Genomic DNA, 11,961 nt, shown 5'->3' with positions numbered 1-11,961 from the left:
GTTATTTTTTGTTGATATTAATTTGGGTTAGGGTGATAAACAAGAAGGATATACTTAAAAAGTAAATGAGATCGCGTGTGTCTAATACACCTCGACATATACTTTTGTAATGGTAACTCATTCCCAGGCCATCTATAAAATCGCTGGATATTAAATTTGCAATCCCTTCAAAACCTAAATAGAAAAAGAAACATAAAAACACGGCTAGCAAAAAGGCTACAATCTGATTATCTGACAGCGATGAAGCAAATACGCCTATGGCAGTATATGCGGCAGTAAGGAAAATTAGTCCGAAATAAGACCCCATGGTACTGCCTAAATCCAGATTGCCTTCCGGAGCCCCTAATTTAAATAGGGTATAAATATACAGAAGCGTAGGAACAAGAGTAATTAGTATTAAGCTAAAAGCACCCAAAAATTTGCCGAGTACAATTTGTAATTTCGTAAGTGGTTTAGTGAGCAAAAGTTCTAAAGTTCCCTGTTTTTTTTCATCGGAAAAACTGCGCATGGTCACTGCAGGAACCAGGAAAATTAAAATCCATGGAGCCAGAAGGAAAAAAGGCGACGCATCTGCAAATCCGCTATCCAGTATATTAAACTCTCCCTTGAAAAACCATAAAAACAAGCCATTAAAGAGTAAAAATAGGCCGATAACTAAATAGCCTATGGGCGATGAAAAAAAAGTATTTATTTCTTTTTTTAAGATTGCAAACATGTGTTGTAATATATAAAAAGCGTTATGGCAGACTCACCAGTTTGTCTACACTCCAGGCTTCGGGTTTATCGTTAAATAATTGTTTTGTTTCATACCAAACGGATTTAAACAACTCAGATTGCCTGTACAGCTCTAAATCCTCTTCGGTATTCCAATAGCTATAGGTAAAAAATATGTTTGTATTAGTTTTATCCTGATAGAGTTCTAAAAACATACATCCGTTAAAGTTACGAATCAATTCCTTTTTAGATTGAAACAGCGTTTTAAAAGCTTCCACTTCAGAAGGTTTAAAACTCATTTTAACTATGCGTGCAAACATACCTATTCTTTTGAGAAATTTACGGTTATGGTATCCATTAAATCCAGTCCCATAAGGGTAGAGGCACCTCCAATATTTGTAGTATTGCTTTTATAAATGGCAATTTCCAGGTATTTGGACGAATTAAAAACCACTAATCCTTTTCCTTCTGCTTGTCGTTCGTCCCTCGGTTTGGAGAAATCTATAATATCGCTGTATTTCCTGTGAATAGTAGTAAAGTTGTGGTTTCGGGCTGAAATTTTATAGTTTCGTCCTTTTTGTATGGTTTCAAAAAACTTCTGTTTAATATTGGTTACCACATTCCCGTAATTGTCTATGTAAATAATGCTTCCAATAATCTGGTTTTGTTCGTCATTTACATAGGGCTTAATATTTTGTATGGGTTTTATTTCCTCAATCGTCTTGCCAATCACTTCCAGAGTACCTCCTCTTGCTATATGGCAGGCTACCTTTACAAACACATCCAAAACAGGAAAACTCGTCTGAATTTTATCGTGAATGTTAATTTCTACAATTTTCTCCGGATTAATTTCAGCACAAATCATACTCATAATGCCATTGTTGGCACAGATAAAATAATGGCCATCCAGCAGGACTGCTATATGCTTGTTCTCCGGATTAATTTCGGCATCTATACCTATAATGTGTATGGTGCCTTTGGGAAAACTGGTGTAGGCATTTTGGATAATATAAGCCGCTTCTGAGATGCTAAATGGGGTTACCGAATGCGAGATATCAACAATTCTAACATCCGACAATTCACTGTAGACAGCCCCTTTAATTGCGCCAGCAAAGTGATCTTTCTCACCAAAATCAGTCGTTAAAGTTATTATTGCCATACGTGAATTGTTGATATGTTTTTCACATATCTGAGGTAAAATTGATTAGATTTGTTAGAAGCACAAAACTAATAAAACTTAACTGATATATTTAATTTAATCGAGTAGCTTTTGAACGAAATTATTATAGAACTTGAAGAGATTACTCCAAAAGAGTTTTTTGGAGCACAAAATGTAAATATTGAATTACTTAAAAAATATTTCCCCAAATTAAAAATCGTTGCCCGCGGCAATAAAATTAAAGCCTTTGGAGATGAAGATCTCTTAGAAGAGTTCGATCGTCGACTTACCATGCTACTGAATCATTTTGCCAAATACAATAAATTAGACGAGAATACCATAGAGCGTGTACTTACAAGTCAGAGTAGTGACGATTACACGACGTCTCAGCAAAGCGGTGAGGTTATTGTACATGGTGTTAGCGGGAAATTAATACGCGCCCAAACAGCGAATCAGCGTAAACTTGTGGAAAGCATGCGTAAAAACGATATGGTTTTTGCGATAGGACCAGCGGGAACAGGAAAAACCTATACCGGGGTGGCTTTAGCTGTACAGGCTTTAAAGAACAAAGAAGTTAAGCGTATTATTTTAACCCGACCAGCAGTTGAGGCCGGGGAGAATTTAGGGTTTTTACCAGGAGATTTAAAGGAAAAACTGGATCCGTATATGCAGCCGCTCTACGATGCACTTCGCGATATGATTGCTCCTGAAAAACTGGCTATGTACATTGAAAACGGAACCATACAAATAGCACCGCTGGCCTTTATGCGTGGTCGTACTTTAGACAATGCCTTTGTAATTTTAGATGAAGGACAGAATACCACACATGCCCAGATGAAAATGTTCCTTACCCGTATGGGGAAAAATGCTAAGTTTTTATTAACTGGCGATCCGGGGCAGGTAGATTTACCAAGACGTACCACTTCAGGGTTAAAAGAAGCCTTGCTAATTTTAAGAAATGTGGAAGGTGTAGGGATGATTTACTTAGACGATAAAGATGTTATTCGTCATAAACTGGTTAAAAAAGTTATTGAAGCTTACAAGAGTATAGAAAACAGAGAATAAGGCTGTCTTATTCTCTGGTTTTTGCCTTCTCAATTTAATTTCAACTAAAGGAATCCTGTTTGTTTAAATGCATTTGAAAGCTCATTATGACGGATTGTATAGCAATACTCTACACGCCTTAGAAAATGATATTTATAGTACAGATAATTTAATTTCAGATAAAAAGGATTTTAGAAGAGGAATCACTTTAAGAATTAGGCCTCCGGAATGTGTGAATTTAAGGATTCAAACTTTTCTGGACGATTTAAAAGCGGTCGATCCTAATCAGTATTATTATCCCGATAGCGATATTCATATTACAGTAATGTCTGTAATTTCATGTTATTCCGGATTTCGGTTAAAAACCATAGTGTTGCAGGATTATATACATCTCATTCAGGAGTGTTTGCAGCAAATTCAGGAATTTTCAATTGCATTTAAGGGTGTTACCGGTTCACTATCCTGTATTATGATTCAGGGTTTTCCAACTTCAGAAGGTTTAAATCAACTTCGGGACGCTTTGCGACACAAGTTTAAAAATAGCAGTTTACAACAATCTTTAGATTCACGGTATACCATTCAGACAGCTCATGCTACTGTTGTCCGATTTAAATCAGAATTACAACAAAAAGCTGAATTTATAAATTGTTTAAACCAGTATAGGGAGTTCGATTTTGGTACGTTTAATGTAAATGAGGTGGAGTTAGTATACAACGACTGGTATCAGAAAGCTGAACACGTAAAGCTGTTACATACCTTTTCACTGTAATAAAGATTTACGGAATATTAGAAAGGCATGAATCATTTCATGAATTATTACTTACTTTTGTACTGCTAAAAACATAGTGTTTTTTATTATTTTAAATTAACAAATAGCGCATCTCAATACGGAGCAGATGCAAAAATAATACCATGACAATTACAGAAACTAATTTCAATTTTCCAGGTCAGAAAAGTGTTTATAAAGGAAAAGTAAGAGAGGTTTACAATATTAATGACGATTTGTTGGTAATGATTGCCACAGACAGATTAAGTGCGTTTGATGTTGTAATGCCTAAAGGCATTCCTTTTAAAGGTCAAATTTTAAATCAGATTGCTACTAAATTTATGGCACAGACCGAAGATTTAGTGCCTAACTGGCTGGTGGCAACGCCAGATCCAAATGTAGCAGTGGGGCATTTGTGTGAACCTTTTAAAGTAGAAATGGTTATTCGTGGGTATATGTCTGGGCATGCTGCACGCGAGTACAAAGCTGGAAAACGAGAATTATGTGGTGTAGCACTTCCGGAAGGAATGAAGGAAAATGATAAATTTCCGGAGCCAATTATTACGCCTGCAACTAAAGCAGAAATGGGCGATCACGACGAAGACATTTCCAGAGCAGATATAATTAAAAAAGGAATTGTTTCAGAAGCCGATTATGAAGTTTTAGAAGACTATACGCGCAAATTATTTCAAAGAGGAACTGAAATTGCAGCTGGTCGCGGTTTAATTCTGGTAGATACGAAGTATGAATTTGGAAAAACTAAGGACGGTAAAATCGTTCTTATAGACGAAATTCATACCCCGGATTCTTCACGTTATTTTTATGCTGAAGGCTATATAGAGCGTCAGAAAAAAGGAGAACCTCAAAAGCAATTGTCTAAAGAATTTGTGCGTCAGTGGTTAATTACTAACGGATTCCAGGGATTAGAAGGTCAGGTATTACCGGAAATGACAGATGAATATATAGAAACTGTAAGCGATCGTTATATCGAATTATACGAAAACATTATGGGAGAAACTTTTAATAAAGCAGATGTTTCCAATATTGAAGCCCGTATAAAAGCAAATGTCGAAAACTACTTAGCGTCTGTAAAGGCGTAAACGTCTTACGGTATTAAATTTAAATATTATAACAGCCTTTCTGAATGACATTTTCAGGAAGGCTTTTATTTTGGCTTCGTATAACAGTACAATAACCGATACCGAAATCATAAATAATGCAGCGCCGATAACAGCTGGCCATGGCCTTAGTGTATGATGCAAAAAACGGTATAGACCAGTTCCTATAAAGCTTCCATAAAGTATTATAAAATGAACTACATAAACAGAAAGCGTATGCGCTCCTAATCGTGTAATTAATGGATGTTTCAGGCGAGATTCTAAAGCAAAAAATACAGCAAAAGTTATTAAAACATTACCCAGTCTTAAATTAAGGTAGTTATAGACTGCTATGGATTCAAATAAGTCTATACCTGTAATCTGAGACATCCAGCTTAAAATCGGAGATGACAAAAAGATTAGGAATAAACCAGAAGCAGTAAAAATCGACAGTGTTTTTAGTTTAAAATGAGGTTTGTCCTGGAATTTGTGAAACGCTACTGCAATTACCGCTCCAAAGCAAACATAAGCAAACCATGGAAATATGGTAAACACAGAGCCATTAGATTTACTAAGATAATTAGAAATAGCCAGAGGTAACCGACTGACTTCTAAATTGCGGTAATAGGGTTCGGTAAGAAAAATTAAAGTCCCGATACTTGTTAAAATTCCTGTAAGTACGTAGAGGTTTGATTTTGCCAGATAATAAATCCCATTTAAAAGAATTAAGGACAGTCCTATAATCTGGAGGACATCGGTAACTAAAAAATAGGTGTTAAAATGTCCGCTAAACCACATAAAGAAAGGGATGCGAAGCAAGTATCCGGTAAGTATTAAATTAAATCCGCGTTTAATGCTTTTTTTTATGCGAAGCTTATCGGTTTGTTTTTCTCTTGCTTTTAAAAGTAAGAGCATGACTATTAATCCTGAAATAGTAAAAAATACAGGAGCAGTGTTCCCTCTGAAATAATTCCAGATATTAAAAGCAAGATGGTCGGTCGATTTATAAACAGGATCGAGCAGGCCATCAATAAAATGTCCTTGTAACATCATTAAAATAGCAAATGCTCTAACGGCATCGATAAAATATAACCTGGTCGCTTTCAAAAAATATAGAATTAAAAGGTCAAAAATAGTATTTAAATTAAGATCTTGATAATGAGTGTGTAGAATTAAAATGTTGTTGAAAAAATTAAGAATATAATTGCTGATTCTTTTAAAATAGCTTTTGTTTTGTGAATTATTGGTAATGGTTTAAGGATAAAAAAGATATATTTAAGCTTTTAAAACACAATATATAATGCTGGAATTAGAGCAGTTTTTATCAGATTTTGCATCTTTTGTATGGGGTTTGCCATTGCTTATTTTGTTAACCGGAGGCGGGTTGTATTTACTCATGTATTCGCGGTTTTTACCTTTCCGGTTTATGGGACATGCCATTCAGGTCTTAAGAGGAAAATATGATAACCCCGATGATCCCGGTGAGATTTCACATTTTCAGGCACTAACAACGGCTTTGTCGGCTACCGTAGGTATGGGAAATATTGCCGGAGTAGCTGTAGCAATTGCTATTGGTGGTCCCGGTGCAGTTTTCTGGATGTGGGTAAGTGCTGTTATTGGTATGGCTACCAAATTTTTTACTTCTGCTTTGGCAATTATGTACAGAGGAAAAGATAGCGAGGGACAATTACAAGGCGGACCTATGTATTTTATTACCGAAGGTTTGGGGGCTAAATGGAAACCTCTGGCGGTAATGTTTAGTGTTTGCGGCCTGGTAGGTGCACTTCCTATTTTTAATGTAAATCAGTTAACTCAGGCTATAAATGATATTTTGTTAGCTCCAAATCATATTCCTGTTGGTTTTACATCCAGTTTTATTATCGGATTGGTTTTAGTGGCGCTTACTAGTTTTGTTATTCTGGGTGGTCTGGATCGTATTAGTAAAACAGCTGCAAAATTAGTGCCTTCTATGGTAGTGTTGTATTTTGTACTGGTGCTCATTATTTTATTCGTTAATTACGATCAGGTGCCTAAGTATTTAGGAATGATATTGTCTAATGCTTTTACAGCTCACAATTTTAAAGGGGATACTTTTTTAGGCGGAACATTAGGTGGTTTAATTCTTTTAGGAATTCGAAGAGCTGCATTCTCTAACGAAGCAGGAATAGGAACCGCTCCTATGGCACATGGGGCAGCTAAAACGACGGAGCCTGTTAGAGAAGGCCTGGTAGCAATGTTAGGACCTGCTATAGATACTTTAGTGGTTTGTACTTTAACAGCTCTCGCTATTCTTGTAACCGGAGTCTGGCAAACGTCCGATGCTAATGGTGTAAGTTTAACAGCAACAGCTTTTAATAAGGCTATCCCGTATGCTGGTAAATACTTGCTACTCATCTGTATTTTTATTTTTAGTATTTCGTCGTTGTTTTCTTATTCCTATTACGGTTCCAAATGTATGTCCTTTTTGTTTGGAGCTCAAAATAAACATTGGTACAACTATATTTATATCGCCAGTATTATTGTGGGAGCCACAACCTCATTATCCATGATGATTAATCTAATAGATGGTTTTTTCGCTTTAATGGCAATTCCAACCATGTTGGCGACTTTAATTATGGCGCCTCGTGTTTTAAAACAGGTAACTATTTATGTGAAAAAGCTTGAGCGTTAGTTTCAGCCGAAAATATAAGCCTGTTGCTATTGTCTTTGTATAAGAATTAGTTTTGTAATAATTATATGAGTTTGAAAATTACAATTTCTTAATAAAAATGTTAAAATAATAATGTATTTTCGGTTTTATTGATTTCGGTTTAATGAGTATTCCGTAATGAATGTAAGTCTGGGTACGGCCAAATCATGAGATTCAATTTCAATTACATTATTAATCCAACACTTTATGAAAGAAAATCAACAGGCCAAGGCATATTGGAGGGAGAACCTGAAATATCTTATTGTTTTATTATCGATTTGGTTTTTGGTGTCCTATGGCGCCGGAATTTTATTTAAAGATCAGCTTAACGCTATTAAATTAGGAGGGTTTAAGCTGGGATTCTGGTTCGCTCAGCAAGGTTCAATTTATGTTTTCGTGATTTTAATTTTTGTATATGTCCGTTTAATGAATAAACTGGATAAGAAGTACGGTTACGATAAATAAATTATAAGAGAACATAGTTATGGGAGTACAAGTTTGGACCTGGATTTTAGTTGGAATTACATTTGCCTTATATTTTGGAATTGCTTTTTGGGCCAGAGCAGGATCTACTAAAGATTTTTATGTTGCTGGAGGAGGCGTGTCTCCCCTGGCAAATGGGCTGGCCACGGCAGCAGACTGGATGAGTGCCGCTTCATTTATTTCTATGGCAGGTATTATTTCCTTCAGTGGTTACGATGGTTCTGTGTTTTTAATGGGGTGGACCGGTGGTTACGTATTACTGGCCTTGTTACTGGCACCTTATCTCAGAAAATTTGGAAAATTTACTGTTCCCGATTTTATTGGCGACCGGTATTACTCTAATGCAGCAAGAACCGTTGCTGTAATTTGTGCTTTAATTGTGTCCTTCACTTATGTGGCAGGTCAAATGCGGGGTGTTGGTATTGTGTTTTCTCAGTTTTTACAGGTTGACATTACTGTAGGTGTTATAATTGGCATGGCGGTAGTTTTGGTTTTTGCTTTTTTAGGAGGCATGAAAGGGATTACTTATACACAGGTAGCACAGTACTGCGTGCTTATTTTTGCTTTTATGGTGCCGGCTATTTTTATATCGATTCAAATGACGGGAAGTCCGGTACCACAATTCGGTATGGGAAGTAAAGGAACAGACGGGGTATATTTGTTGGATAAACTGGATGATTTGCATACGCAATTAGGTTTTAAAGCCTATACCTCCGGATCTAAATCTACCTGGGATGTGTTTGCTATTACCTTGGCATTAATGGTAGGGACTGCAGGTTTACCACATGTAATCGTAAGGTTTTTTACCGTGCCCAAGGTTAAAGATGCGCGTAAATCGGCTGGCCTGGCTTTGCTTTTTATCGCTATTTTGTATACTACTGCTCCTGCAATTGCTGTGTTTTCGCGAACTAATCTAATAGAAACGGTAAGGGATGAAAGTTATACCAACATTCCGGAATGGTTTAAAAACTGGGAGAATACTGGGCTTATAGCCTGGATAGATAAAAATGCTGACGGAAAAATACAATACCTTAACGGACAGGCTTTGGATGGTAAAACCCCAAAGTTTACAGAAGAAAGAGGCGAACATGGCGAACGATTAATTACTAATGCCAGTATTCACCCTAACGAATTGTATGTGGATCGTGATATTATGGTATTAGCTAATCCGGAAATAGCAAAATTACCCGATTGGGTTATTGCTTTGGTAGCAGCCGGTGGTTTGGCAGCTGCATTATCTACAGCAGCCGGTTTATTATTGGTTATTTCCACTTCTATTTCTCATGATTTAATTAAAAAACAAATACGTCCGGATATATCGGATTCCGACGAATTAAAAATAGCGCGTATATCTATTATTGTAGCTATTGTTATAGCTGGTTTATTTGGGATATATCCGCCCGGTTTTGTGGCGGCAGTGGTTGCTTTGGCTTTTGGCCTAGCAGCAGCGTCGTTTTTTCCGGCTATTATACTCGGAATTTTTGATAAGAGAATGAATAAGGAGGGAGCTATCGCCGGAATGGTAATTGGGACGCTTTTGATGCTCTTTTATATGGTTCGGTTTAAAACCGGACTTATAGGTGTTTTTGATCCTTTACCCGAAAGCGAATGGTGGTTTGGAACGTCACCAGAAGGTTTCGGTACTATTGCTATGCTGGTAAATGTAGTTGTATCTGTAGTAATTTCCAGACTTACACCGGCGCCTTCAGAAGCGGTTCAGGATATGGTAGAGTCGATCAGAATACCAAGTGGAGTTAAACAGGCGGCTTCACATTAAAGCTTTATTTTACCAGATTCTGTGTGAAGACCATAATTCGCAATAATGTAGATTTAATTATTCGGAATTCATTGAGAAAATCAGTGCTTCTTTATTTTTATAGTAAAACAGAAAAAGGATTAAAGAATATCTTATTTGTATTTAATTTTCTATAGTCAGTCGTTTAATTTGTGTTATCGGTAGAAAAAACTTATTGAGTTTGGTATATTTTTATATTTTAGAGTTTAAATTTATATAATGTGTAAAATTTAAAGAAAACTATAAAATATCATTTAATGAGTAATTATCATATAAAGCATTTAGAAGAATATTATCAGGTCTACAGAAAATCGGTTCGCGATCCCGAAAGCTTTTGGGCAGAAGTTGCAGAAGAGCATTTTATGTGGCGCAAAAAATGGGACAAAGTACTAAGCTGGGATTTTAAAAAACCGGAGATAAAATGGTATGAAGGCGCTCAGCTGAATATTACAGAAAATTGTATAGACAGACATTTGGTGACTAAAGGCGATAAACCCGCTATTATTTTTGAGCCCAATAGTCCTGAAGAGGAAGCGGAATATATAACCTTTAAGCAATTACACGAACGGGTGTGTAAGATGGCTAATGTTTTAAAATCTAAAGGCATCAACAAAGGTGATCGTGTTTGTATTTACCTGCCCATGATTCCAGAGCTGGCTATTTCACTTTTAGCCTGTGCCCGAATAGGAGCCATTCATTCGGTGGTCTTTGCAGGGTTTTCATCCAACGCTTTGGCTTCCAGAATTAACGATAGTGCATGTAAAATGGTCATTACTTCCGACGGCTCGTATCGCGGAGCAAAAACCATCGATCTTAAAGGTATTGTAGACGATGGTTTGGAAACCTGCTCGTCTGTAGAAACGGTGTTGGTGGTAAACAGAATAAATTCAAAAATCACTATGAAAGAAGGTCGTGATCTTTGGTTGAAGCCTTTACTGGACGAAGCATCTGCAGCGTGCGAACCTGAAATTATGGATGCTGAAGATCCTTTATTTATCTTATATACTTCGGGCTCTACAGGTAAACCTAAAGGCATGGTGCATACCACAGGAGGTTACATGGTGTATTCGGCATACACGTTTAAAAATGTATTTCAATATAAAGATGGCGATGTGTACTGGTGCACTGCCGATATCGGTTGGATTACCGGACATAGTTATATAGTTTATGGTCCGTTAGCTAATGGTGCAACTACGGTAATGTTTGAAGGGGTGCCACAATATCCCGATTTTGGACGCTTCTGGGATATAGTAGATAAGCATAAAGTCAATCAGTTTTATACCGCACCTACGGCGATCAGGGCTTTAGGAAAGCAGAGTATTGAGTTTGTTGAAAAACACGATTTATCTTCGTTAAAAGTGTTAGGTTCTGTAGGAGAACCGATAAATGAAGAGGCCTGGCACTGGTATAATGATAATGTGGGGAAACATAAAAGTCCGATAGTAGATACCTGGTGGCAAACCGAAACAGGTGGGGTAATGATTACGCCTTTACCTTATGTAACACCAACAAAACCGACTTATGCCACGTTACCGTTTCCCGGAATACAACCCGCGCTATTAGATGAAAACGGAGAGGAAATAAAAGGAAATCAGGTGGATGGCCGTTTGTGTATTAAATTTCCGTGGCCTTCGATTGCCAGAACTATCTGGGGGAACCATGAACGTTACAAAGACACGTATTTTTCGGCCTTTGAAAATATGTACTTTACCGGTGACGGTGCTTTACGTGATGAGGTTGGCTATTACAGAATAACAGGTCGTGTAGACGATGTAATAATTGTTTCCGGACATAATTTAGGAACAGCACCTATCGAGGATGCGATTAACGAACACCCAGCCGTTGCAGAATCAGCAATTGTAGGATTTCCTCATGAAGTAAAAGGCAATGCTTTATATGGTTATGTAACCTTAAAGGAAACCGGAGAATCTCGTGATCAGAATAACTTGAGAAATGAAATTAATCAGGTGATTACTGATAGAGTAGGCGCTATAGCGAAGTTAGATAAAATACAATTTACCAGTGCTTTGCCCAAAACACGAAGTGGTAAAATTATGCGCAGAATTCTTCGTAAAATAGCGAGCAACGATACTTCCAATCTGGGAGATACCAGTACATTATTAAATCCGGAAGTAGTTCAAGAAATTATGGATGGCATATTGTAAATTCAGAACTGATACAGATAAAAAAAGCCGCTGAAAAGCGGCTTTTTTT

The 11,961-nt window shown here is 36.9% G+C and carries 11 protein-coding genes; 7 read left to right on the top strand and 4 right to left on the bottom strand.

The annotated features are described in order from the left end of the window. Window position 1: 1 nt before the first annotated feature. Genes gldF through I3217_RS14305 form a run of 3 tightly spaced genes read right to left on the bottom strand, consistent with a single transcriptional unit; the run spans window position 2 to window position 1,873 of the window. On the bottom strand, window positions 2-715 hold the full coding sequence (gene gldF, locus I3217_RS14315) for a gliding motility-associated ABC transporter permease subunit GldF (protein ID WP_435050459.1): 714 nt from the start codon (window positions 713-715) through the stop codon (window positions 2-4). Between the two features lie 22 nt (window positions 716-737). Continuing rightward, the gene (locus I3217_RS14310; protein ID WP_435050458.1) at window positions 738-1,034 is read right to left on the bottom strand and encodes a putative quinol monooxygenase; all 297 of its coding nucleotides are present in this window, start codon (window positions 1,032-1,034) and stop codon (window positions 738-740) included. A 2-nt stretch (window positions 1,035-1,036) separates the two neighbouring features. Continuing rightward, window positions 1,037-1,873 carry an SAM hydrolase/SAM-dependent halogenase family protein gene (locus I3217_RS14305; protein WP_435050457.1) on the bottom strand — a complete coding sequence of 279 codons (837 nt, stop codon included), beginning with the start codon at window positions 1,871-1,873 and terminating at the stop codon, window positions 1,037-1,039. Window positions 1,874-1,984: 111 nt separating this feature from the next. Between I3217_RS14305 and I3217_RS14300 the strand changes: the two genes are divergently transcribed. From I3217_RS14300 to I3217_RS14290, 3 genes are all read left to right on the top strand, one after another. After that, window positions 1,985-2,938, top strand: a complete 954-nt coding sequence (locus I3217_RS14300; protein WP_435050456.1) for a PhoH family protein — start codon at window positions 1,985-1,987, stop codon at window positions 2,936-2,938. 67 nt (window positions 2,939-3,005) lie between these two features. Then, window positions 3,006-3,686, top strand: a complete 681-nt coding sequence (locus tag I3217_RS14295) for a 2'-5' RNA ligase family protein (protein ID WP_435050455.1) — start codon at window positions 3,006-3,008, stop codon at window positions 3,684-3,686. A gap of 143 nt (window positions 3,687-3,829) precedes the next feature. Continuing rightward, the gene (locus tag I3217_RS14290) at window positions 3,830-4,783 is read left to right on the top strand and encodes a phosphoribosylaminoimidazolesuccinocarboxamide synthase (protein ID WP_435050454.1); all 954 of its coding nucleotides are present in this window, start codon (window positions 3,830-3,832) and stop codon (window positions 4,781-4,783) included. Here I3217_RS14290 and I3217_RS14285 read toward each other — a convergent pair. Then, window positions 4,763-5,887 (bottom strand): heparan-alpha-glucosaminide N-acetyltransferase domain-containing protein, encoded by a 1,125-nt coding sequence (locus tag I3217_RS14285; protein ID WP_435050453.1) that lies wholly within the window; start codon window positions 5,885-5,887, stop codon window positions 4,763-4,765. The two genes, I3217_RS14290 and I3217_RS14285, sit on opposite strands and share 21 nt — an antisense overlap. A gap of 193 nt (window positions 5,888-6,080) precedes the next feature. On the opposite strand from I3217_RS14285, the gene I3217_RS14280 reads away from it, so the two are divergent. The 4 genes from I3217_RS14280 to acs all read left to right on the top strand — a co-directional run bounded on the left by I3217_RS14280 (window position 6,081) and on the right by acs (window position 11,912). After that, a complete protein-coding gene (locus I3217_RS14280) occupies window positions 6,081-7,451 on the top strand; it encodes an alanine/glycine:cation symporter family protein (protein WP_435050452.1) in 1,371 nt (456 codons plus the stop codon). Window positions 7,452-7,676: 225 nt separating this feature from the next. Continuing rightward, the gene (locus I3217_RS14275) at window positions 7,677-7,934 is read left to right on the top strand and encodes a DUF4212 domain-containing protein (RefSeq protein ID WP_435050451.1); all 258 of its coding nucleotides are present in this window, start codon (window positions 7,677-7,679) and stop codon (window positions 7,932-7,934) included. 19 nt (window positions 7,935-7,953) lie between these two features. After that, on the top strand, window positions 7,954-9,729 hold the full coding sequence (locus I3217_RS14270; RefSeq protein WP_435050450.1) for a sodium:solute symporter family protein: 1,776 nt from the start codon (window positions 7,954-7,956) through the stop codon (window positions 9,727-9,729). Between the two features lie 275 nt (window positions 9,730-10,004). Continuing rightward, complete coding sequence (acs, locus tag I3217_RS14265) at window positions 10,005-11,912, top strand: acetate--CoA ligase (RefSeq protein ID WP_435050449.1); 1,908 nt, start codon at window positions 10,005-10,007, stop codon at window positions 11,910-11,912. Window positions 11,913-11,961: the final 49 nt, after the last annotated feature.

It is taken from the genome of Formosa sp. S-31, assembly GCF_051172795.1.
Classification (GTDB): domain Bacteria; phylum Bacteroidota; class Bacteroidia; order Flavobacteriales; family Flavobacteriaceae; genus Formosa.
This window is presented reverse-complemented; position numbering and strand designations above follow the sequence as displayed.

Coding starts and splice junctions, on each gene's coding strand:
- gldF (WP_435050459.1), bottom strand. CDS start 715: ATGTTTGCAATCTTAAAAAAAGAAATAAATACTTTTTTTTCATCGCCC.
- I3217_RS14310 (WP_435050458.1), bottom strand. CDS start 1,034: ATGTTTGCACGCATAGTTAAAATGAGTTTTAAACCTTCTGAAGTGGAA.
- I3217_RS14305 (WP_435050457.1), bottom strand. CDS start 1,873: ATGGCAATAATAACTTTAACGACTGATTTTGGTGAGAAAGATCACTTT.
- I3217_RS14295 (WP_435050455.1), top strand. CDS start 3,006: ATGCATTTGAAAGCTCATTATGACGGATTGTATAGCAATACTCTACAC.
- I3217_RS14290 (WP_435050454.1), top strand. CDS start 3,830: ATGACAATTACAGAAACTAATTTCAATTTTCCAGGTCAGAAAAGTGTT.
- I3217_RS14280 (WP_435050452.1), top strand. CDS start 6,081: ATGCTGGAATTAGAGCAGTTTTTATCAGATTTTGCATCTTTTGTATGG.
- I3217_RS14275 (WP_435050451.1), top strand. CDS start 7,677: ATGAAAGAAAATCAACAGGCCAAGGCATATTGGAGGGAGAACCTGAAA.
- I3217_RS14270 (WP_435050450.1), top strand. CDS start 7,954: ATGGGAGTACAAGTTTGGACCTGGATTTTAGTTGGAATTACATTTGCC.
- acs (WP_435050449.1), top strand. CDS start 10,005: ATGAGTAATTATCATATAAAGCATTTAGAAGAATATTATCAGGTCTAC.